Origin of the sequence: Pseudomonas sp. CFSAN084952 (assembly GCF_009648855.1) — a bacterium.
Lineage (GTDB): Bacteria > Pseudomonadota > Gammaproteobacteria > Pseudomonadales > Pseudomonadaceae > Aquipseudomonas > Aquipseudomonas paracarnis.
The window spans coordinates 4,865,529-4,887,580 of record NZ_CP045767.1 but is presented as its reverse complement, the minus strand read 5'-3'; the positions used below and the strand labels follow the sequence as shown (position 1 = coordinate 4,887,580).

Here is a 22,052-nt window from a genome sequence, read left to right as displayed (position 1 = left end):
TTTTTTTGTACGTGTGTAGGCGCGAGTCTAAAAAACCACAGCAATGCACTCAGGGATTTCGATGAGCTGCCGTTACAGTGATGGCAATGTGATACATGCCCGGTCGGTTGTGCTTAACTGACCGCCTAGAAACACAGTGCCATTATTTGTTTGCGGGTCGGAGCTTTACCCTTGTCACGCGTGTCCGCTGTACGTTTCAGCCATTTCCTACCGTCGCTGCTGCTGTTGCTGGCCGGGCTCTCGGCTGCGTACGTCAAGGACCTCAGCGTCTTCTTCACCTCGCTGTTTAACGTGCTGCCCACCCTGGTTCTGCTGCTCGGTGGCGCTTACTGCGCGGTGTATCGACGCCAACGTGAACTGTTCCTGATGGTCACGGTGTACGTCGCCTATTTCCTGCTGGACACCCAGACCGACTTCTACCGGGACAATGGTCGCGTGCGTGAAGACGCTGCGGTGGTGTTCCACCTGTGTTGCCTGCTGTTGCCCTTGCTGTTCAGCATTTATGCGCTGTGGCAGGAAAAAACCCATCTGTTTCGTGACTTCGTCGCCCGCTGCGCGGTGCTGCTGGCGGTGGGCAGTGTGGCTCTGGCCCTGGAACAAAGCTTCCCCCAAGCCTTGCTGGGCTGGCTAGCGGAGATTCGCTGGCCGATGCTGCATGGCGCCTGGATGAGCCTGATCCAACTCTCGTACCCAATGTTCCTGATCGGCTTTCTCACCCTGGCCGCTCAATACTGGTACCAGCCGCGCCCGCTGCACGCCGCACAACTGGTGGGGCTGCTGGGCATGTTCTGGATGTTGCCGCAAACTTTCATCCTGCCGTTCACCCTCAACATCATGTGCAGCCAAGTGATGCTGATGATCGCTGCGGGCGTGGCGCACGAGGCGTATCAAATGGCGTTCCGTGATGAACTCACCGGCTTGCCGGGGCGCCGTGCCCTCAACGAGCGCATGCAGCGGCTAGGTCGCAACTATGTGCTGGCGATGAGCGACGTCGATCACTTCAAGCGTTTCAATGACACCCACGGCCACGACGTGGGCGACCAGGTGCTGCGCCTGGTGGCGAGCAAGTTGTCCAAGGTCAATGGAGGCGGGCGGGCCTACCGTTACGGCGGTGAAGAGTTTGCCGTGGTGTTTGCCGGCAAGACCCTGGATGAGTGCATGCCGCACCTGGAGGAGATCCGCGAGATCATCGCCAGCTACGACATCAAGTTGCGCAACCCGGACCGCCCCCAGGACGATCATCAAGGCCGCCAGCGCCGTGCGGGCAGCGGCGCGTCCAGCGTGTCGGTGACGGTAAGCATCGGCGTGGCCGAGCGCCAGGCCGAGCAACGCAGCCCCGACGAGGTACTCAAATCCGCCGACCAGGCGCTTTACACCGCCAAGGGCGCGGGGCGTAACTGTGTGGTCGCAGCCGGGCAAACCCGCCGTGGCGCGGTGCGCATGGAGAGCGCTGCCGGTTGAGTAATGGCGCTGTATTCAGCAGCGCTACAGTGATTGTCCACGGCCATGGCCGGCAGTAGGTTAACCCTATCTGCTGCCGGAGACATTGCCATGCCTGAGTACAAAGCTCCCCTGCGCGACATGCGCTTTCTGATCGACAACGTGTTCGATTTCCACGGCCACTACGCGGCCCTGGGCGCCACGGATGCCAGCCCGGACATGGTCAGTGCGATCCTCGAAGAAGGCGCCAAATTCTGCGAAAACGTACTCGCGCCGCTCAATCGCAGCGGCGATGAAGAGGGCTGCCATTTCGATAATGGCGTGGTGACCACGCCCAAAGGCTTCAAGCAAGCCTTTGCCCAGTATGTGGAAGGCGGCTGGCACGGCGTGGCGGCAGACCCAGCCTACGGTGGCCAGGGCCTGCCCCATTCCCTGGGCCTGGTGCTGAGCGAGATGATCGGTTCCAGCAACACCTCCTGGGGCATGTACCCTGGCCTGACCCACGGTGCCATGTCCGCCATCCACGCCCACGGCACCGACGAACAGAAAGCCACTTACCTGAGCAAACTCACCGCCGGCGAATGGACCGGTACCATGTGCCTGACCGAAGCCCACTGCGGCACCGACCTGGGCTTGATCAAGACCCGCGCCGTACCGCAGGCAGACGGCAGTTACGCGGTCACCGGCAGCAAGATCTTCATCTCGGCCGGCGAGCACGACATGAGCGCCAATATCATCCACCTGGTGCTGGCCAAACTGCCGGATGCGCCGGCGGGCACCAAGGGCATTTCGTTGTTTATCGTGCCCAAGTTCCATGCCGACTCCGGCGAGCGCAATGCGGTGCACTGCGGCTCCATCGAACACAAGATGGGCATCAAGGCCTCGGCCACCTGCGTGTTGAACTTCGATGGCGCCAAAGGCTATTTGATTGGCGAGGCGAACAAGGGCCTCAACTGCATGTTCACCATGATGAACCACGCACGCCTGGGCACCGGCATGCAGGGCCTGTGCAACGGCGAGGCGAGCTTCCAGGGCGCGATCAAATATGCCAACGACCGCCTGCAAATGCGTTCGCTCACCGGCGCCAAGGCTCCGGAGAAAGCTGCCGACCCGATCATCGTGCACGCCGATGTACGCCGCATGCTGCTGACCATGAAAGCATTCAACGAGGGCAACCGCGCGTTGACCTATTTCACCGCGCAACTGCTCGATACCGCGCACCTGGGCCGCGACGCTGGCCAACGCCAGGAAGCCGAGGACCTGTTAGCCTTCCTCACGCCGATCTGTAAAGCCTTCATGACCGAAACCGGCCTGGAGGTGACCAACCACGGCATGCAGGTATTCGGTGGCCATGGCTATATTCGAGAGTGGGGCATGGAGCAACTGGCCCGTGACGCACGGATTGCGCCGATCTATGAAGGCACCAACGGCATCCAGGCCCTCGACCTGCTTGGGCGCAAGGTCCTGGGCAGCCAGGGCAAGTTGCTGCGTGGGTTTACCAAGATTGTGCATAAGTTCTGCGCGGTCAATGCCGAGCATGCGCAACTCAAGGCCCATGTGGCGCAACTCAATGAACTGAACCAGCAATGGGGCGAACTGACCCTGAAGGTCGGCACGGCAGCGATGAAAAACCCTGACGAAGTGGGCGCGGCGGCCATGGATTACCTGATGTACAGCGGTTACATCATCCTCGCCTACCTGTGGTTGCGTATGGCGATCGCGGCGCACGGCCACGACGACCAAGAGTTTGCCCAGGCGAAGCTTGCGACCTGCGACTTTTATTTCAAGCGCTTGTTGCCGCGTACGGCCATGCACCGTGCTGCGGTAGAGGCAGGGAGCGAATGCCTGATGAAATTACCAGCGCAGGCCTTCGCACTGTAGAGGTCACTGATTGCTCGGGGCAAAATGTGGGAGCGGGCTTGCCCGCGAATGCGCTGATCCAGTCAAAGATGTACCGACTCTGGCACGCCGCATTCGCGACCAAGGCCGCTCCCACAATGAGTTTATGTGACTTATAAATACTTAGAGGTCACGAACTGACCCTATGTGTCTGAAAAGTTGTTCGGGTACACTCGACGTCTGTAAAACCGATCCTATCGAATTACTTTTCACGTTCTCACGAGGTTTGCCATGGCTGATTACAAAGCGCCGTTGCGTGATATGCGCTTCGTCCTCAACGAAGTGTTTGAGGTCGCTGATACTTGGGCCCAGTTACCGGCATTGGCAGACAGCGTTGACGCCGAAACCGTCGAGGCGATTTTGGAAGAGGCGGGCAAGGTCACCGCCAAATCCATTGCCCCGCTCAGCCGCGGCGGCGATGAGCAAGGCTGCTACTGGGCGGACGGCGCCGTGACGACTCCCGACGGTTTTCCCCAGGCCTACAGCACCTACGCCGAAGGCGGCTGGGTAGGCGTGGGCGGCGACCCGACCTACGGCGGCATGGGCATGCCCAAGGCGGTGTCGGCGCAGGTTGAAGAGATGATCAACTCGTCGAGCCTGGCTTTCGGCCTGTACCCGATGTTGACCTCCGGTGCCTGTGTATCGATCAACACCCACGCCAGTGAAGAACTCAAGGCCACCTACCTGCCGAAGATGTATTCCGGTGAGTGGGCCGGTTCCATGTGCCTGACGGAAGCCCATGCCGGTACCGACCTGGGGATGATCCGCACCAAGGCCGAGCCTCAGGCGGACGGCTCCTACAAGGTCAGCGGCACCAAGATCTTCATCACCGGTGGCGAGCACGACCTCACCGAAAATATCATCCACCTGGTGCTGGCCAAACTGCCGGACGCACCGGCCGGGCCCAAGGGCATCTCGCTGTTTCTGGTGCCGAAGTTCCTGGTAAATGCCGATGGCAGCCTGGGCGCGCGTAACCCGGTAAATTGCGGCTCCATTGAACACAAGATGGGCATCCAGGCCTCCGCTACCTGTGTGATGAACTTCGACGAAGCCGTGGGTTACCTGGTCGGTGAGCCCAACCGTGGCTTGGCGGCGATGTTCACCATGATGAACTATGAGCGCCTGGGCGTCGGTATCCAGGGCTTGGCTTCTGGTGAGCGGTCCTATCAGAACGCGATTGAATATGCCCGCGACCGTCTGCAGAGCCGTTCCCCGCTAGGCGCGCAGGCCAAGGACAAGCCGGCAGACCCGATCATCGTGCATCCGGATGTCCGTCGCATGTTGCTGACCATGAAGGCGGCGAACGAAGGCGGCCGGGCGTTCTCCACTTACGTGGCGACGCAGTTGGACATCGCCAAGTTCAGCGACGACGCGCAGGCGCGCGAGCGTGCCGATAACCTGGTAGCGTTGCTGACCCCAGTTGCCAAGGCGTTCCTCACCGACCTGGGCCTGGAAACCACCGTACTCGGCCAGCAGGTGTTTGGTGGCCACGGTTACATCCGCGAGTGGGGCCAGGAGCAATTGGTGCGTGACGTGCGCATCACTCAGATCTACGAAGGCACCAACGGCATTCAGGCCCTGGATCTGATGGGCCGCAAGATCGTTGGCAGCGGCGGTGCGTTCTATACCTTGTTCGCTGATGAGATCCGCCAGTTCATCGCCGCATCGGGCCCTGAGTTGGCCGAATTCACCAAACCGCTAAGTGCGGCAGTGGATAACCTGGATGAGTTGACGGCCTGGGTGCTGGACCGCGCCAAGAGCAATGCCAATGAAATCGGTGCGGCCTCGGTGGAATACCTGCATGCGTTCGGCTACATGGCCTATGCCTATATGTGGGCGCGCATGGCCAAGGCGGCGTGGGGCAAAGAAGGCGAAGAGGATTTCTACGCCAGCAAACTGGGAACTGCGCGTTTCTACTTTGCCCGACTGTTGCCGCGTATCCACTCGTTGAGTGCATCGGTAAAAGCCGGCAGCGAATCACTGTTCCTGATGGATGAAGCCCTGTTTTAAGGGCGAGGAGGGCGTGTAAGCATTCTCTTACATGACGTGCTGCTAATCGTCCTCTATCGCCACATTGGATCCACGGCTAATCTACTTCACATGGACGTCGCGCAGGAAGCGCAAAGCAACAACACGGACACGTAGGATTCTGCCAGGACGGCGGAGTGAAATGGATGTCAGGGAAACAGTCTGCAAAGCCCCGCTTCGGCGGGGTTTTCTTTTGCCCGCGAAAAAGTCAGGCGGTTGCCGATGGGGCATTCATCACGTCTTCCAGCAGGGTGCGCAGCAACGCCACCGTCGCCTGCTGGCGTTGCACATCGCGGCATACCAATCCTACTTTCAGCGGTACCCTGGGCTCGCTCAAGGGTTTCCACAGCAGCGCCTTGCTGTTGTGTTCATCCTGGGACCGCCCAGGCAGCACGGTCGCCAAACGGGTGTGAGGCAGGCTGTCGAGAATGCCCACCATGGTATTGAGTTCCGCCTGCACTTGCGGACGCCGCCCGAGGTTGGACAGTTGGCCTTGCCAGATCTGCCGAACCTGAAACTCTTCCCCCAGCAGCAACATCGGTAATTCGGCGGCTTGTTTGAGCGAGACTTTCTTGAACTCGCGCAACGGATGATCTTCGGGTATCACCACCTTCAGCTCGTCTTCATACAGCAACACGCCGTGCAGGCCCGGCTGACGGGGTGGCAGATAGCTGATGCCGATATCGAGTGAGCCATTGAGCAACCGCCGCTCAATCTCAAGCCCGGTCAGCTCGTAGATCTGCACCACCAGATGGGGCTGGGCCTTGCGCACGCGCTCAAGCATCTGCGGTACCAGGCTGGTGTGCACGGTTTGCAGCACGCCGATGGCCAGGGTGCGCATGGCCTGGCCCTTGAAGTTGCGCAGTGCCTCCACGGCTTGCTGCATCCCATCAATGAGCGGCAACGCGTGGTTGTATAAAGTGTGCGCCGCCAGCGTTGGCAGCAGACGCTTGCTGCTACGTTCGAACAGACTTACATCAAGGTTCTGTTCCAATTGGCGAACCTGTTGCGACAACGCTGGCTGGGAGATCGACAGACGCTCCGCGGCACGGCCTACATGGCCTTCCTCATACACCGCGACGAAATAACGCAGTTGCTTGAAATCCATAAGGTTTGCTTATCGAAAAAGCTGGAAAATCGAAATGGCCGCTGGCCCCCGAGGCGCCTAGTCTAGCGCCTATTCGCAGGGCTTACAGGGCCGGATCGGACAATGAACAGCGTTTTTGTTGATAGCGTTTACATAGGCAACGCAAAAAATCTGAAGGCCTTATTGGCAGGCGGCATCGACCAAGGTCAGGTTGCCAACGGAGGTGAAGTGTGAACTTGTTCCGTCGCTTCGCGCCGAGTCTGGATGACCTGCTTGTGCATGCCCCGCGTGCAGAGGTTTCCAGCCAGTGCCTGATGCCCACTGTGGCGCGCCCGCCCCAGGTGTTTGTGCAGGGGCAGGGCTCCTGGCTTTCGGACGCTGACGACCGCGCCTATCTGGATTTCAGTCAAGGCGGCGGCGCCAACAGCCTGGGCCACAGTCCTCAGGCCGTGCGCGACGCCATTGCCGAACAGATGCATACCGTGATCAACCCTGGCCTGGGTTTGCACAACCGCGCGCAACTGGACCTCGTCGACCGTCTGTGCCACCACACCGGCAGTGATCAGGCCTATTTGCTCAACACGGGTGCCGAAGCCTGTGAAGCGGCCATCAAGTTGGCACGCAAGTGGGGCCAGCTGCATCGTGGCGGCGCTTACCACATCCTCACGGTAAGCAATGGCTGCCACGGCCGGAGCCTTGGGGCGATGTCGGCGTCGGCCATGGCCTGCGAAAACCGGTTCGAACCGCAGCTGCCAGGTTTCAGCCAGGTGCCGTTTAACGATCTGCCGGCCCTGCATGCAGCGGTCGATGCGCAGACCGTCGCCATCATGCTGGAGCCGATACAAAGCGGCGGCGGTGTCGTCCCTGCGACAGAACATTACCTCAAAGGCGTCGAACGCCTGTGTCGTGAGCTCGGGATCCTGCTGATCTTCGACGAAGTGCAAACCGGTATCGGCCGCTGCGGCAGCCTGCTCGCCGAACAGCAATACGGCGTGCGCGCCGACATCATTGCCCTGGGCAAAGGCTTGGGCGGCGGTGTGCCCTTGGCGGCGCTGGTGGCGCGTGGTAATGCCTGTTGCTTCGAACCGGGCGAGCTGGACGGTACACATCACGGCAATGCACTGATGGCATCTGCGGGTATCGCCGTACTCGACGCTCTATTGGAGAACGGCTTTCTCGAGCACCTACGTGAATCTGGCTTGTACCTGGCAGAAGGCCTTGCCCGGCTTGCCTACCGTTACGACCATGGGCCCTTGCGCGGCAACGGGCTGCTTTGGGGCCTGACACTGTCGGACGATTGCGCCGCAGCAGTGGTCAAGGCCGCGCTGCACGAAGGCCTGATTCTCACCTCCTCACAACCTGACTGCCTGCGCTTTACCCCTGCGCTGAATATCAGCAAAACCCACATCGACGAAATGCTGCTGCGGCTTGCCCGCGCCTTTTCTCGGGTGCGCACCGCTCAAGTGCAATGCCGCAAGGGCATCGCCGTTTGACCCCAGTTTCCTGAACCGTCTCGCGGCATACGCGGCGCCTCCAGCCTGATTCTTTTGGCTGGGGGCGTTTTTTTTGTCTGGGTAATTTCTGGTGTGAAAACGTTGATTGAGCCTCCCTGGGAACAGTGGTTTCTTAGCGGACGTCGGCAAGGACCGCCGATGGGGCACAGCGTGCTCGACTTTTAATCTATACCACTGGGTGGTATGTTTTTGTGAAGGGACCTCCATGAAGCTCAGGTTGTTTAAAACACGGCGATTTGCCGAGGCGGCCAACAAAGCCTGGATCTGCGATTCGGAGTTGAGGGAGGCGTTTGGCGAAATGCTGAGGGGGCAGGCAGATAATCTGGGCGGTGGTGTCTGGAAAAAACGCCTCAACCAAAATCGACATCGTTCAATCATATTGGCCAAGGGTAGGCACTATTGGGTTTATCAGTTGCTGTTCGCCAAGAAGGATCAAGGCAACATTACGTAGAGCGAACTTGTTTGGTTTCGATCACTGGCCAAAACTTATGAAAGGTTAAACGAAGCACAGATTCAGCAAATGCTGGATCTCAAGGAGTTTGTGGAGATACATCATGACCAAGAAGTATAAAAGCGAGGCGTTTGAGTCCATTCACCAGTCAGCCAAGGCACTTCATGCTGTCGGCGCCATCAGCAAAACCACTCTGCGAGAATATGATGAGGCGTGCTTATCCATGCCAGACCAAATACCTGCCGAACAGATCAAGCAACTACGTGAAAGCAGCCATGTCAGCCAACCTGTGTTCGCCCGCTACCTGAACACCAGCGCGTCCACCGTCAAAAAATGGGAGTCGGGAGAGAAACGGCCTAGCGGCATGGCGCTCAAATTATTGAGCATCGTGCAAAAGCATGGCCTGCAGATTCTGGCCTGAGATGGCCCAATGCCAGAATCCACTGAACCCTCACGAACCGCCAAGGTCGATTAGCTACACGGCTCACACGAGCCGATTTTCTGGAGCTGACCCATGGACATCATTCGTATCATCATCGCCATTCTGCTGCCGCCATTGGGTGTGTTCCTACAAGTAGGTTTCGGCGGTGCCTTCTGGCTGAATATCCTGCTGACCCTGTGCGGTTACTTCCCGGGCATCATCCACGCGGTGTACATCATCGCCAAGCGTTGAGGCGCTCAGCCTTTTGCAATGAGCCTTGAGTTGCGCTCATTGCGAAAGGCCAGTTGCTCGATGGTCTGGGTGGCCTGTTCGGCTTCTTCCCGCGCCTGAAGGATGATGCCGTGCTGCTCGGATTTGCTGCATACCGGGTCGGCGTTGCTGGCGTCACCGGTGAGCATGAAGGCCTGGCAACGGCAGCCGCCGAAATCCTTTTCTTTTTCGTCGCATGATCGGCACGGCTCGGGCATCCAGTCGTAGCCACGAAAGCGATTGAAGCCAAACGAGTCGTACCAGATGTGCTGCATGCTGTGGTCGCGCACATTGGGAAACTGCACGGGCATTTGCCTTGCGCCGTGACAAGGCAGGGCGGTGCCGTCGGGTGTGACTGTCAGGAAGATGCTGCCCCAGCCGTTCATGCACGCTTTGGGGCGCTCCTCGTAATAATCCGGTGTCACGAAGATCAGCTTGCACGGGTGGCCTTCGGCTTCCAGCTTGGCGCGGTACTCATTGGTGATGCGTTCGGCGCGCACCAACTGCTCGCGTGTGGGCAGCAAACCCACGCGATTGAGCTGTGCCCAGCCGTAGAACTGGCAAGTGGCGAGCTCGACGAAATCTGCTTCCAGCGCAATGCACAGCTCGATGATGCGGTCGATCTTGTCGATATTGTGCCGATGGGTGACGAAGTTCAGCACCATCGGGTAGCCGTGGGCTTTCACGGCTCGGGCCATTTCCAGTTTTTGCGCGAAGGCTTTTTTGGAGCCGGCCAGCAGGTTGTTCACCTGTTCGTCACTGGCCTGGAAGCTGATCTGGATATGGTCCAGGCCGGCTTTCTTGAAGTCGCTGATTTTTTGTTCGGTGAGGCCGATGCCAGAGGTGATCAGGTTGGTGTAGAAACCCAGCTTGCGAGCCTCGCCGATCAGTTCGGCCAAGTCCTGGCGCACCAGCGGCTCACCGCCGGAAAACCCCAGCTGCGCAGCACCCATTTCACGGGCTTCGCGAAATACCTTGATCCATTGTTCGGTGCTCAACTCCTTGCCCTGCTCGGCGAAATCCAGCGGGTTGGAGCAATACGGGCACTGCAACGGGCAGCGATAGGTCAGCTCGGCCAGCAGCCACAGCGGTAGGCCGATGGCTGGCTTTTCAGGCAAGGGTGATCCAGTGCTCAGCACGGGCGACCTCCATGAATTGCTCGATGTCGTCACCCAGCTCCGGTACGCCGGGGAACTGCTTGTCCAGCTCGGCAATGATGGCCGCCACGTCGCGCTCGCCGTCGATCAGGCCGCCGATCAATGCGGCGCTGTCGTTGAGCTTGATCATGCCTTCGGGGTAGAGCAACACGTGGCCTTTCTGTGCAGGCTCGTACTGGTAGCGATAGCCCTGGCGCCAGGTCGGTTTTTTGCTGCGATCAAAGCTCATAGGGTAATCCCTTTATGCCATACCCGCTGTTCGGTCACGCTGTGATACGGCGGGCGTTTGAGTTCGTAGGCCATGCTCATGGCGTCCAGCATGCTCCAGAGGATGTCCAGTTTGAACTGGAGAATGTCCAGCATGCGCTCCTGCCCCTCGCGGGTGGTGTAGTGCTGCAGGGTGATCGCCAAGCCGTGTTCCACATCGCGCCGGGCCTGGCCCAGGCGGGTGCGGAAGTACTCGTAACCGGCCGGGTCGATCCACGGGTAGTGCTGCGGCCAACTGTCGAGGCGCGACTGGTGGATTTGCGGCGCGAACAGCTCGGTCAGCGAGCTGCTGGCGGCTTCCTGCCAGCTGGCGCGGCGGGCGAAGTTGACATAGGCGTCCACGGCGAAGCGTACGCCGGGCAGCACCAACTCTTGGGAACGCAGTTGGTCGGGGTCCAGGCCCACAGCCTGGCCCAGGCGCAGCCAGGCTTCGATACCGCCGTCTTCACCGGGCGCGCCGTCGTGGTCGAGCAGGCGCTGGATCCATTCGCGACGGATTTCACGGTCTGGGCAGTTGGCCAGGATCGCCGCGTCTTTCAGCGGGATATTCACTTGATAGTAGAAGCGATTGGCGACCCAGCCCTGGATCTGCTCACGGCTGGCGCGGCCTTCGTACATCGCCACATGGTAGGGGTGATGGATATGGTAGAAGGCGCCCTTGGCGCGCAGGGCGGCTTCGAACTCAGCCTTGCTCAACGGTGTGTCGGTCATTTCGATCGCTCCTACAATTCAATGCTCATGCCGTCGTAAGCCACTTCGACATTGCGCCGCACCAGCTCCGCTCGCTCGGGGGAGTCTTCATCGAGGATCGGGTTGGTGTTGTTGATGTGGATAAGCACTTTGCGCTGTTTGGGCAGTTGCTCGAGCACTTCAAGCATGCCGCCGGGGCCGTTCTGTGCCAGGTGGCCCATCTCACGCCCGGTGCGGGTGCCGACGCCACGGCGCTGCATTTCATCGTCGTCCCACATCGTGCCGTCCACCAGCAGGCAGTCACTGCCGGCCATGATGTCCAGCAGCGGTGCGTCGACCTTGCCCAGGCCCGGGGCGTAGAACAATTTGCCGCCGGTGCGCAGGTCTTCGACGATCAGGCCAATGTTGTCACCGGGGTGCGGGTCGAAACGGTGCGGCGAATAGGGCGGTGCGGCGCTGCGCAACGGCAGCGGGGTGAAGCGCAGGTTGGGGCAGGCCGGGATGGTGAAGCTGGCGTCCAACTCGATGCGGTTCCAGGCCAGGCCACCGTTCCAGTGGGTCAGCATGGTGAACAACGGGAAACCGGTGCTCAGGTCTTCGTGGACCATGTCGGTGCACCACACCTGGTGCGGGCAGCCTTCGCGCAGGCTCAGCAGGCCAGTGGTGTGGTCGATCTGGCTGTCCATCAGGATGATTGCGCTGATGCCGGTATCGCGCAAGGCGCGGCCCGGTTGCATGGGCGCAAAGCCCTGGAGTTGCGCGCGGATATCCGGCGAGGCATTGCAGAGCACCCAATTCACGCCATCGTCGGAGATCGCGATGGACGACTGGGTACGCGCGTGGGCCCGCAGGCTGCCATCGCGAAAACCTGCGCAGTTCACGCAGTTGCAGTTCCACTGAGGGAAGCCACCGCCGGCGGCGGAACCTAGAATCTGGACAAACATGATCGCTCCATCAAGCACAGCTCAAAACAAAAACGCCCCGGGCGAACCGAGGCGTTGTATCACTCAGCCAATCAACGGCTGGCGAAGTACATGGTGACTTCGAAACCAATACGCAGATCAGTGTAAGCAGGTTTGGACCAGGTCATATTCTTACTCCTATCAAGGGATGGGACGTTCACTACCAAGTAATACATATAGTCCACCTCCTGTTGGAGATGTTCAGATATTGCTGCGCAATGTTACGCAATTTTATTCAAGTTAGCGCTGTCTCGGTGGAGAAAGCCTGTTGCAGGGTTGGCAATGATCACGGCGCTGCTTGCCAGTCGTCGCTGATACGCGGCCCGTTGGCCACGCATTGCCAGCCGCCTGCGGCGTCATTGAGTTGTTGCGCGGCGCGCTGCACATCCTCGCGTGTGCACGCTTGGATCAACTGTTGAAGCTGATCCAGATAACCCGACGAATGACCTGCCAGGTGCGCATGCCACAGCAAGTCGGCAGCTTCGTTGATGGGCAGCGTCTGGGCCGCGAACTGCTGTGCGAGGGCCTGGTTACCCAAGTCGGGGCTGCGTTCGATCAACGACGGCAGTTGCCCCAGGAAGGCCTGCAACTGTTGGACGATGCCGTCCAGGGAGGCGCTCGGCGATTGCACCCCAAACAGCAGGCCGGTTTGGCCGTTGATCTGTCGGATGCCGCTGAACACGGCGTAGCCGATTTGCAGTTCGACTCTCAAACGCTGGTAGAACGGCCCCTGGAGCACGTGCCCGAGCAACCGCCAGTGGGCTTCATCGGCGAGGGATTGAGTCGGCGTTGGGCAAAATAGCAGTAGCGCTGCTTCGCTGGATTCGGTGCTGACTGCGTGCCAGCGCTTTCGTCCGTCAAGGGACTGAGGTGTAGAAGGCACGCTTGCCGGTTGCCCAGGCAGCCGGACCGCTGCGGCTTTGATCGCGGCTTCACAGGCGGGTGGCAGGCCTGCGCCCAGCGCCTGCCAGCGCGCGGTAGCCCATGATGCTGTCGTCTCCTGAGGCTGGGGCTGAACACCCGCGCAGCAAGCGGGCAACGCCTTGAGCAGTTCCCGGATGGCGATCATCGGCACGGGAGCGGTCGGTGGCAAAGGTTCATCTGAGTCACTCAGACACCGCGCCAACGCTTCGAGCACCGCCGGCATGGGCTCGTGGAGGCCGTGCATCTTCACCTGCCAATCCGTGGCGCAGGTTTCGCAAGACAACTCGACGCCGGCCTGGCGTGCCTGCTCGCGCAATGGCCGCAACAGACTTTCCAGCCCGCTGGGTACCGCCGAGTCAAACCGCCAGTGCAGGTACAGCGCGCCTTCGCCAGTGTCATCCGCCAACGCCTGGCTGAAGGTCAACGCTGACAGCTCCCGTCGGCCCCGTGAGCGATCCTGGGCAAAGGTGCGCAAGCCACGGTGGGCGCTGGTTTGGCCACGAATCAGGCCAGCGCGTTCTTCCTTGGCGGGCGCACGAAGCAAGGGGTTATTGGGCGGCAGTTGCCAAGGGTGCCGGGAGGCGGGCAGGTGCAGTGAATCGAGTATGGCCTTGAGGGCTACGACGCCTTGTTCCGACAGGTCTTGGGCATCGTTGCGCGCCAACGCCAGGGCGCCTTGGACCTGTTGCTGGCGAGCATTGAGCAAGGCGAACTCTTCGCGTAACGCTGTCCAGTCGCTGTGTGCGAAGAAACCCAGCCAGTCGTGCAGCAACTCTTCAATCTGCGTAGCCGGTTCGCGTTCGCTGGCGAGGGTGAAGTCTATATCCAGCACGGCTTGATCCGCGAATTGGTACAGCACGGACGCCTGCAGCGCGGTGGCCAGTCGTCGCGCTTGCAGTTCAGCGAGCAACCCGCCGGGGGCCGAGGCGTTGAGCCAGGTGCAGAGAAACGCCAGCGCTTCCCGTGGCGCGTTACACGTAATGACCTGATGCAGGTGTTGGCCGGCGACGTGCTGATAACGGCGCGCCGGGCCATGCATCAAGGCCGGTGGAGCGGCCTGCGGGTGCAATGGGCCGGGCGTCAGTTGGTCACTGAACTGCTGGGCCAAGGCCTGCAGGTCGGCCAGCGATTGTGGACCGGCGAGGCTCAGGGTCATCTGCCCGCTTTGATAAAAGCGTGCGTGGAACCCTCGCAAGGCGTGCTGAAACTCGTCGCTTTCCACCGGCAGGCTGTCGTGGTTGCCGGCATGAAAACCTCGTAGAGGATGATCCGCCGCCAAGCCTTGCAGCAGCGCCACTTGCTGTTGGGCCTTGGCATCCTGGGACCAGGCGATGAACTCCGCCTCCAGCACTTCGCGTTCACGTTGTTGATCGTCGAGGGCCAGGCGCGGGTGAGCCAGCATATCCGCCAAACGCGCCAGCCCGTCTGCAAAAGCCGGCACCGGCAGTTCAAAGAAGAACTCGGTGGTGCGCTCACGGGTGCTGGCGTTGACCTGCCCACCGTGGCGCTGCACGTAGGCCATCAGCCCTTCGCCGACTGGGAAACGTTCGGTACCGAGAAACAACAAGTGCTCAAGAAAATGCGCCAGGCCAGGCCAGGCCAATGGCACGTCATGGCTGCCGGCAGCCACGTGTAAAACGGCGGCGCAGCGCTTCAAGCGTGGCGCATGGCGCAGGCAAACCCGCAGGCCATTAGCGAGAGTCAGGTGAAGGGGATGAGGGTGAACCGGCGCAGGCATGGGCACTTCCGAGGCGTGGGAAGTGCCTATGCTAGCAAACCCAATGGGTCAGGGCTTGTGCAGTGCGCCGTAGAGTTCGGCGCGACGGTCTTGCAGGTAGTGGTTGGCGGCGCGGGCGTCGACAATAGATTGGCGATCCAGGGTGCCGACGATCAAGGCTTCATCCAGGCCGGCCTGGGCAATTCGCTGGCCGTCCGGCGCGGCAATGCTGCTTTGCCCGCAGTAGTGAATCTCGCCTTCGTGCCCGCAATAGTTGGCATAGGCCACGAAGCATTGGTTTTCAAAGGCTCGCGCCCGCACGGTGACGTCGGCAACGAAGTCGAACGGCACCATATTAGCGGTGGGCACCAGAATCAGTTCGGCACCGGCGAGGGCCAGGCGCCGGGTGTTTTCCGGAAACTCCAGGTCGTAGCAAATCAGCATGCCCACCTTCCACCCGTTCAATTCCACCACCGGGAAATCATCGGGGCCGGCGCTGAACATTGAGTGGTCAAGATCGCCAAACAAGTGGGTCTTGCGGTAGTTGCACAGGCGCTTGCCCTGGGCGTCGATCAACTGCACGGCGTTGTAGACCTGGCCGTCTTCGGCCCGCTCCGGGTAGCCATACAGGATCGCCAGCCCGGCACTTTGCGCCAGTTCGGCAATCGCCTGCGCCGATGGCCCATCCTGTGCCTCTGCCAGTGCGCCAACGGCTTCGGCGCCAATGTTATAGCCGCTGAGAAACATCTCTGGCAGCACCAGCACATCGGCGCCGTGTGCCTCATGGGCCAGTTGATGCAGGCGCTGCAGGTTAGCGGCCACATTCAGCGGCAGCGGCGGGCATTGGTACAGGGCGACACGCATGCTCAACTCCTTATTCTGCCAGGGCGATTGGCCCTATTTCATCGAACACGTCGCCTGGGCCTGGGTTCTCCGGGTGGGTGCTGCCACCGAAGTGATTCATGATGCCCCATACCGCGTTGAGCGAGGTTTGTACCGCGCCTTCGACCCAGGCGGGCGTCCACGATACATCATCACCCGCGATGAAGATCCCGCGTTGTTCGGCGGGCATATCCTTCTGCATGAAGTGCGCATACATCCGCTGGTTATAGCGATAGTGACCGGGCAAGGCGCCTTTGAAGGCCCCGAGGAAATGCGGATCGGCCTCCCAGGACACGGTGATCGGGTCGCCGATGATGCGCGCCTTGATATCAACGTTGGGGTAGATCTTCTTCAGCGCATCGAGGGCCAGTTTCACCCGCTTGTCGATAGGCTGGGGCAGCATCTTCAGTGCGTCGCTCATCCACGAGTAGGACAGGCAGATCACCCCCGGCTTGTCGTCACCGTTATCGAACAGGTAGGTGCCCCGGGTCAGGCGGTCGGTGAGGGTCATGCTCATCAGGTCGCGGCCGGTTTGCGGGTCTTTGTCTTTCCAGAATGGGCGATCAACCATCACGAAGGTTTTCGATGACTGCATGTAGCGAGTGCGATCCAGGGCCATCCACATTTTTTGTGAGAACAGGGTTTCGTCGCATTCGATCTGTGTGGTCAGCAGCCAACTTTGGCAGGTGGTCAGCACCGCCGCGTATTCGCGCGTGTCGCCATAGTTGTCGGTAACAGCAAAGCGGCCATCGGCGGCGTGGGCAATGCGCTTCACGCCGGCCCGTGGTGCGCCTCTATGCAACGAGCTCAGGCTGGTGCCGGCCGGCCAATGGGCGCAGCGCTCTGGCACATGGCGCCAGATGCCCATGGGCACTTGTGCCACGCCACCGACGATCAGGTGTTGATGATCATCGCAGTTGGTCATTACCACACGGAAGATTTCCAGCATGGAGTTGGGAAAGTCAGAGTCCCAACCGCCGGTGCCGAAACCGACCTGGCCAAACACCTCGCGGTGGTGGAAGGACAATTTGGCGAAGGCTTTGGAGGTGGCGACGAAGTCGTAGAAGGTACGGTCATCCCACAGCGGCACGAGCTTGTTCCACAGTTCCTTGAGCCGTGGCACGTCGCGGTCGCGGATTGCCTGCTGGATATCGCCGAACTGCGAACCGGCCTCCAGGGCGTCGGCCCAGGCATCGGCGACTTCCTGGAACAGTGCCGGTAAATCGGAGAGTTTTTGCGCATAGTGAGTCTGGCCTTCCAGATCGATCACGGTGCTGCCGGACGCCGGTGTCAGCGGGTTGGGAAAGGGCTTGGTCTCCAGTCCAAGTTTGTCCACGTAATGGTAGAACGCCGTGGACGATACCGGGAACCGCATGCCGCCCAACTCGGCGATGATGCCTTCGGCGCCTTCAAAGGCCTGCGAGCGCAAGCGGCCACCCATCTTCGAGGCTTCATACACAACGGGCTTGAGCCCGAGTTTCATCAGCTCGTAGGCCGCAACCAGGCCCGCGATCCCGGCGCCGACGATCGCCACTTCGGCGCCATGATTGGCCGCAGGAATACTGCCCAGCCCGGCGGGGTGTTCGATCCAGTCATCAAAGGCAAACGGGAAGTCCGGGCCGAAAATGGTGATGGGTTTCTTACCGTCGCCCGGGTGGCGATTGGGCTTGCTGAGGGTGCTGGACGGAATGCTCATGGCTGACCTTACTGACGGCTCGGCGGGAGGAGGGCCCGTTGAGTATAGGAAAAGATGGCAGCCAGTTTAGGGAGCGTTGCGCTCGTTAATAAGACGCAATGTGTCGTCGGATTGTACTGGTTTTAGTCAATATGACGAAGGTAGTGATCAGATTGGTTGTCCGCGATCCAATTTGTTACTGAGGATGATCGAGGTGGTGGTTTTTTCCACGCCGTCGACACTGCCGATCTGGTCCAGCAATTGGTCCAGTTGCTCTGGCGAATCGGTGCGCAGCCAAGCCACGTAATCGAACTCTCCACTTACCGCGCACAACTGCTGCACTTGCGCCATGGCGCTCAGCCTGCGCAACACCTCTTTGCCCGAACGGGGTTGCACGGTAATGCCCACATAAGCATGCAACCCCCCATCCGCAACGCGCTGGCCCAGGCGCACGCCGTAACCGGTGATGACCTGGGTTTTCTCCAGGCGGGCCAGACGCGACGTGACGGTGGTGCGCGCGATGCCCAACTGCCTGGCGAGCATGGCCACGCTTTCACGGGCGTTGAGCTGCAGGGCGGCGATCAGTTGGCGGTCGATTTCGTCTAGGGCGGGCAAGGGGGGGGGCTCCAGTGCGGGGGCAATGAGCAAGCATGGTACAGGCTTGGCCTGGCTGAAAGAACCGTGATGCCAGATACGCAAAAGCCGCGCAATGCGCGGCTTTTTTTGTGTGGTGGGCCCAGTAGGACTCGAACCTACGACCAAGGGATTATGAGTCCCCTGCTCTAACCAACTGAGCTATAGGCCCTCAGTAGGTCGCGGATTATAGCGATGGTTTGTTCACTGTGCCATCCGAAAAATCCTTGTGCCGTGTACGAAGGAAGCTGGCGGCAAAAAGCTCCGGCGGGAGGGGCAGGCTGACGATGTAGCCTTGCATCTGTTCACACCCCTCGCTTGCGAGGAATGCTTGTTGCGCCGGAGTCTCCACGCCTTCGGCGATGATGGTGAATTGCATGCTGTGGCCGAGGGCGATGATGGCGCGCACGATGGCTGCATCGTGAGGGTCGTCGGGCAAGCCGCGCACGAAGGATTGGTCGATTTTGAGGAAGTCCAGGGGCAGGCGTTTGAGGTAGCTGAGGGACGAGTAGCCGGTGCCGAAATCATCGATCGCCAATTGGACGCCCAGGCGCTTGAGTTGGTGCAACACCGCGAGCGCTTCTTCGGCTTGGCTCATGATGAAGTTTTCGGTGATTTCCAGTTGCAGGCAGCCGGGTTCGAGGCGGTAATCGTGCAGCAGTTGTTCGATGCGTGATAGCAGGTTGGGGTGACGCAGTTGCGCGCCTGCGAGGTTGACGGACAGGGGGCCGAAATCCTCGAAAGCCGCTTGCCAGGCGTGCAGTTGCCGGCAGGCCTGTTCCAGTACCCAGTCGCCGATTTGCAGGATCATGCCGTTCTCTTCGGCCAAGGCGATAAAGTGTTCGGGCGGGACGTCGCCCAGAGTCGGGTGGTGCCAGCGGATCAAGGCTTCGGCGCCGATCAGTTGTTGGGTGACCAGGTTGCGCTTGGGTTGGTAATACAGGCTCAATTCTTCACGTTCGATGGCGCGGCGCAGTTCGTGCTCCAGCGCTACGCGTTCATTGGCTTGGGCAGTCAGGTCGCGGGTATAGCGCTCGACCCGGTTACGCCCCTTGGCCTTGGAGCGATACATTGCGGCGTCGGCATTTTTGACCAGGGTGGCGACGTCGGTACCGTCTTGCGGATACAGGCTGGTGCCGATACTGGCGCTGATAAAGAACTCATGCTCGCCGGCTTGGAATGGCGGGGTAAAACAGTCGAGCAGTTTGTTCGCCAAGTGCTGGGCGTCGCTGGCCTGTTGCAAGCCGGGCAACAGGATGATGAATTCGTCGCCGCCCAAGCGAGCAACGGTGTCCACGTCCCGCAACTGCTCCTTGAGGCGTACGGCGATGTCTTTGAGCAGCAGGTCGCCGACCGGGTGGCCGAGGCTGTCGTTGATGTGTTTGAAGCGATCAAGGTCGAGAAACAACACCGCGCCCTGTTTACCACTTTCTTGCTGGCCGTTGAGGGCGGCCTGCAGCCGGTTTTCAAACAGGGTGCGGTTGGGCAGGCCGGTCAATGGGTCGTGGTGGGCCTGATAATCCAGGCGTGCCTGGGCCAGCTTGAGGCTGGAGATGTCGGCGAACACGGCAACGAAGTGGGTGACCAATTGCTCGCGGTTACGCACGGCGCTGATGGTCAGCCAGCTCGGATACACCTCGCCGTTCTTTCGGCGGTTGGAGATCTCTCCTTGCCAATGACCGTGGGCCGTCAACTGGTGCCACATCGCCGCATAGAACGCGCTGTCATGCAGGCCGGAGGCGAGCAGGCGCGGGGTATGGCCAAGGGCTTCAACCTCGCTGTAGCCGGTTATCTCAGTGAAGGCGCGGTTGACGGCGCTGATGTTCTGCCGTGTGTCGGTGATCAAGACGCCTTCGGCGGTGCTTTCGAACACCGTGGCGGCCTGCTGCAGTTTTTCCTGCATCAACTGGCGTTCGGTGATGTCCCGGGCGATGGTCAGCATGCAATCTTCGTCGCCAATCGGCAGTGGGCGGCTGGACACTTCGCACAGGCGAATCTGGCCGTCGGCACGACGGATATGACAGATGAAATCGCGCACAAAGCCGTCGCGCTGCATCAACTCCAGCATGTGCTTGCGTTCGTTGAGGTCGACCCAGATGCCTAGGTCCAGGGTTGATTGGTCAAGTGAGGAGGCGCTGGTGAAACCGGTCAGGTGGCTGAAACCTTCGTTCACTTCAATCAGCAGGCCATCCCTTTGGCGACTCAGTAGTAAACCGTCAGGGGAAGCATGGAATGCCTTGGCGAATTTCTCTTCGGAGGTTTGCAGCTGCTGTTGGGTTTCCTTGAGCTCGGTGATATCGCGCACCACCACCACCAGGGCTTCAGTGGTATCGAGTTGGAACGGCTCAGCTGAGATCAGCCCGGTAAATGCCTGACCATTGCTGCGCAGAAAGGACATTTCCAGGTTACGGATACTGGTGGTCTGTACCCGCTGCAGCAAATCCGGACCGACGCCCTGAATGCCCCATATATTCAGATCTGAGGCGGTTTTGCCTACCACCTCGTCGGCGCGTAGCCCAATCTGGTCCTCGAATGCCTTGTTGACCTCCAGCAGGCAGCCATCAGACAACTGGGCAATCACCAGGATGTCTGGGCACTGCTGAAACACCGAGGCAAATTTCTGCTCGGACAGTTGCAGGGCTTCCTCGGTGCGCTTGGCTTCGCTGATGTCGATCATCAGGCCGCGCAGCACTGGCTCGTGGCCGTGTTCGATCAGGCTGACAATGTCACGTACCCACAGGCAGCGGCCATCAGCGGTGATGACCCGGTAATCAATGCTGTGATCACGGTTAGCGCGAGTTTCCCGATAGCAATAGGCCTCGGCGCGGGTCAGGTCGGCGGGGTGGATGATGTTGCGCCAGAAGCCTGGAATCAGCCAATGGGCGCGGGGATAACCGAGCAGGTCTTCGGCATGGGGCGACACGTAGCTGTAGGTGAAATCGCTGATGCTTGCTTCCCAGGCGATGGCGGACAAGCTCTCCACCAAGCCGCGATAGTGGTACTCGCTGCTTCGCAGTTCTTGTTCAAGGGCGACCCGGCGAGAAATTTCCGAACTGAGCCGGCGATTGATCCGAATAACGATGGCCAGCACCGTACTCAATAGCAGCACCGCTGGCAGGCCGTACGTGAGCAAGTCAGCCCAGAAGGTGCGGTGATCGGCGAAGCTGCCGACCCAATGTTGCTGGATTGCATCCGTTTCGGCTGAGCTGAGGTCGGCGAGGACTTTGTCCAGGATGCCCACCAGGATTTTTTCATTCCGCGGGACACCCATCGCCAGTTGGTAGCGGTAGGGCGTTTCGCCGCTGACGTATAAACCGTCGAGCTTGAGTTGGCGCAGGCTCCAGACGCTGGAGGCGAGGTCGCCGACCACGGCATCCACTTCATCGGTGGCCAGGGCTTGCAGCGTCGAACTGACGTTGGGCAGGGCGACCAGATTCAGGTCCGGATGGTGGGTGCGGAGCAATTCATGGGGCGCGTAGTTTTCCACCACGGCAATTTTAAGCCCGTACAGATCCTTGAGGCTGCGTGGTTTCGCGCCGCCTTCATGGGCCAGGATGACGATGGGAAAGTCGAGATAGGGGCGTGTGAACGCCAGGAAGTTTTGGCGTTCGGGGGTGGACATGATGCCAGGCAGCAGGTCGAGCTGATTATTGCGGGCTTGTTCAAGCACCGCGGTCCAGTTAACCGGTTCGATCAGTTTGATACGCACACCCAGGCGGTCCTGGAGCAGGCGTACGTAATCGGCTGCCAAGCCCTGATATCGGCCATTTTCATCGCGATATTCAAAAGGTGGCCAAGACGCATCCACGCCTAGGCGCAGCTCCTGATGGTCCGCCAACCAGCTACGCTCATCATCCGTAAGAGTCAACGCGCCAGCCGTTGCGGTCCAGGTCAGCAGCGACAGCAGTATCACGGTCGGCAATCTGGGCATAACGGTCTCGTTATGGCACGGGGAATGTCTCGAGTGTAGACGGGCATTGCGAGGGCGGGGTGGTGCGGGGCAGTTAATCTGTGCAAAGCAATCGGTAGAAAGCA

The 22,052-nt window shown here is 60.3% G+C and carries 17 protein-coding genes, 1 tRNA gene and 1 pseudogene; 7 read left to right on the top strand and 12 right to left on the bottom strand.

What is annotated here, in order from left to right:
* Positions 1-171 precede the first annotated feature (171 nt).
* The 3 genes from GH769_RS22320 (at position 172) to GH769_RS22310 (ending at position 5,349) form a co-directional block, all read left to right on the top strand.
* The gene (locus GH769_RS22320) at positions 172-1,461 is read left to right on the top strand and encodes a diguanylate cyclase (RefSeq protein WP_014720203.1); all 1,290 of its coding nucleotides are present in this window, start codon (positions 172-174) and stop codon (positions 1,459-1,461) included.
* A gap of 90 nt (positions 1,462-1,551) precedes the next feature.
* Positions 1,552-3,321 (top strand): acyl-CoA dehydrogenase C-terminal domain-containing protein, encoded by a 1,770-nt coding sequence (locus GH769_RS22315; RefSeq protein WP_032902321.1) that lies wholly within the window; start codon positions 1,552-1,554, stop codon positions 3,319-3,321.
* Positions 3,322-3,570: 249 nt separating this feature from the next.
* Positions 3,571-5,349, top strand: coding sequence for an acyl-CoA dehydrogenase C-terminal domain-containing protein (locus tag GH769_RS22310; RefSeq protein WP_153649894.1), 1,779 nt, complete (start codon positions 3,571-3,573; stop codon positions 5,347-5,349).
* 226 nt (positions 5,350-5,575) lie between these two features.
* Here the strand turns inward: GH769_RS22310 and GH769_RS22305 are convergent, their stop codons facing one another.
* Positions 5,576-6,475, bottom strand: a complete 900-nt coding sequence (locus GH769_RS22305; RefSeq protein ID WP_032902322.1) for a LysR family transcriptional regulator — start codon at positions 6,473-6,475, stop codon at positions 5,576-5,578.
* Positions 6,476-6,684: 209 nt separating this feature from the next.
* Between GH769_RS22305 and GH769_RS22300 the strand changes: the two genes are divergently transcribed.
* The 4 genes and pseudogenes from GH769_RS22300 (at position 6,685) to GH769_RS22285 (ending at position 9,092) form a co-directional block, all read left to right on the top strand.
* On the top strand, positions 6,685-7,947 hold the full coding sequence (locus GH769_RS22300) for an aspartate aminotransferase family protein (protein ID WP_032902323.1): 1,263 nt from the start codon (positions 6,685-6,687) through the stop codon (positions 7,945-7,947).
* A 226-nt stretch (positions 7,948-8,173) separates the two neighbouring features.
* A pseudogene (locus GH769_RS22295) lies at positions 8,174-8,539 on the top strand (type II toxin-antitoxin system RelE/ParE family toxin).
* Entirely contained in the window at positions 8,523-8,840 is a 318-nt protein-coding gene (locus tag GH769_RS22290; RefSeq protein ID WP_014720197.1) for a DNA-binding transcriptional regulator, read from the top strand. The pseudogene GH769_RS22295 and the gene GH769_RS22290 overlap by 17 nt, the downstream one beginning before the upstream one ends.
* Before the next feature lie 93 nt (positions 8,841-8,933).
* A complete protein-coding gene (locus tag GH769_RS22285; protein ID WP_003194776.1) occupies positions 8,934-9,092 on the top strand; it encodes a YqaE/Pmp3 family membrane protein in 159 nt (52 codons plus the stop codon).
* A gap of 5 nt (positions 9,093-9,097) precedes the next feature.
* Here the strand turns inward: GH769_RS22285 and pqqE are convergent, their stop codons facing one another.
* From pqqE to GH769_RS22230, 11 genes are all read right to left on the bottom strand, one after another.
* Entirely contained in the window at positions 9,098-10,228 is a 1,131-nt protein-coding gene (gene pqqE / locus GH769_RS22280) for a pyrroloquinoline quinone biosynthesis protein PqqE (RefSeq protein WP_019817403.1), read from the bottom strand.
* Entirely contained in the window at positions 10,221-10,496 is a 276-nt protein-coding gene (pqqD, locus tag GH769_RS22275; protein ID WP_003194772.1) for a pyrroloquinoline quinone biosynthesis peptide chaperone PqqD, read from the bottom strand. The genes pqqE and pqqD overlap by 8 nt, the downstream gene beginning before the upstream one ends.
* Positions 10,493-11,245, bottom strand: coding sequence for a pyrroloquinoline-quinone synthase PqqC (gene pqqC, locus GH769_RS22270; RefSeq protein WP_019817401.1), 753 nt, complete (start codon positions 11,243-11,245; stop codon positions 10,493-10,495). The genes pqqD and pqqC overlap by 4 nt, the downstream gene beginning before the upstream one ends.
* 11 nt (positions 11,246-11,256) lie before the next feature.
* Complete coding sequence (gene pqqB / locus GH769_RS22265; protein WP_014720194.1) at positions 11,257-12,168, bottom strand: pyrroloquinoline quinone biosynthesis protein PqqB; 912 nt, start codon at positions 12,166-12,168, stop codon at positions 11,257-11,259.
* Between the two features lie 71 nt (positions 12,169-12,239).
* Complete coding sequence (gene pqqA / locus GH769_RS22260; protein WP_003194766.1) at positions 12,240-12,314, bottom strand: pyrroloquinoline quinone precursor peptide PqqA; 75 nt, start codon at positions 12,312-12,314, stop codon at positions 12,240-12,242.
* Positions 12,315-12,472: 158 nt separating this feature from the next.
* Positions 12,473-14,848, bottom strand: a complete 2,376-nt coding sequence (gene pqqF / locus GH769_RS22255) for a pyrroloquinoline quinone biosynthesis protein PqqF (RefSeq protein ID WP_153649893.1) — start codon at positions 14,846-14,848, stop codon at positions 12,473-12,475.
* 48 nt (positions 14,849-14,896) lie between these two features.
* A complete protein-coding gene (locus tag GH769_RS22250) occupies positions 14,897-15,691 on the bottom strand; it encodes a carbon-nitrogen hydrolase family protein (RefSeq protein ID WP_020302169.1) in 795 nt (264 codons plus the stop codon).
* A 10-nt stretch (positions 15,692-15,701) separates the two neighbouring features.
* Complete coding sequence (locus tag GH769_RS22245; RefSeq protein ID WP_014720191.1) at positions 15,702-17,405, bottom strand: NAD(P)/FAD-dependent oxidoreductase; 1,704 nt, start codon at positions 17,403-17,405, stop codon at positions 15,702-15,704.
* Between the two features lie 147 nt (positions 17,406-17,552).
* Entirely contained in the window at positions 17,553-17,999 is a 447-nt protein-coding gene (locus tag GH769_RS22240; protein WP_032902324.1) for an Lrp/AsnC family transcriptional regulator, read from the bottom strand.
* Positions 18,000-18,112: 113 nt separating this feature from the next.
* A tRNA-Ile gene (locus GH769_RS22235) sits at positions 18,113-18,189 on the bottom strand.
* Between the two features lie 15 nt (positions 18,190-18,204).
* The gene (locus tag GH769_RS22230) at positions 18,205-21,948 is read right to left on the bottom strand and encodes a bifunctional diguanylate cyclase/phosphodiesterase (protein WP_032902338.1); all 3,744 of its coding nucleotides are present in this window, start codon (positions 21,946-21,948) and stop codon (positions 18,205-18,207) included.
* Positions 21,949-22,052 lie beyond the last annotated feature (104 nt).

Bases quoted from the DNA above. Each gene is read 5' to 3' on its own strand.
- GH769_RS22315 (WP_032902321.1), top strand. From the start codon at position 1,552: ATGCCTGAGTACAAAGCTCCCCTGCGCGACATGCGCTTTCTGATCGAC.
- GH769_RS22310 (WP_153649894.1), top strand. From the start codon at position 3,571: ATGGCTGATTACAAAGCGCCGTTGCGTGATATGCGCTTCGTCCTCAAC.
- GH769_RS22305 (WP_032902322.1), bottom strand. From the start codon at position 6,475: ATGGATTTCAAGCAACTGCGTTATTTCGTCGCGGTGTATGAGGAAGGC.
- GH769_RS22290 (WP_014720197.1), top strand. From the start codon at position 8,523: ATGACCAAGAAGTATAAAAGCGAGGCGTTTGAGTCCATTCACCAGTCA.
- GH769_RS22285 (WP_003194776.1), top strand. From the start codon at position 8,934: ATGGACATCATTCGTATCATCATCGCCATTCTGCTGCCGCCATTGGGT.
- pqqD (WP_003194772.1), bottom strand. From the start codon at position 10,496: ATGAGCTTTGATCGCAGCAAAAAACCGACCTGGCGCCAGGGCTATCGC.
- pqqC (WP_019817401.1), bottom strand. From the start codon at position 11,245: ATGACCGACACACCGTTGAGCAAGGCTGAGTTCGAAGCCGCCCTGCGC.
- pqqB (WP_014720194.1), bottom strand. From the start codon at position 12,168: ATGTTTGTCCAGATTCTAGGTTCCGCCGCCGGCGGTGGCTTCCCTCAG.
- pqqF (WP_153649893.1), bottom strand. From the start codon at position 14,848: ATGCCTGCGCCGGTTCACCCTCATCCCCTTCACCTGACTCTCGCTAAT.
- GH769_RS22250 (WP_020302169.1), bottom strand. From the start codon at position 15,691: ATGCGTGTCGCCCTGTACCAATGCCCGCCGCTGCCGCTGAATGTGGCC.
- GH769_RS22245 (WP_014720191.1), bottom strand. From the start codon at position 17,405: ATGAGCATTCCGTCCAGCACCCTCAGCAAGCCCAATCGCCACCCGGGC.
- GH769_RS22230 (WP_032902338.1), bottom strand. From the start codon at position 21,948: ATGCCCAGATTGCCGACCGTGATACTGCTGTCGCTGCTGACCTGGACC.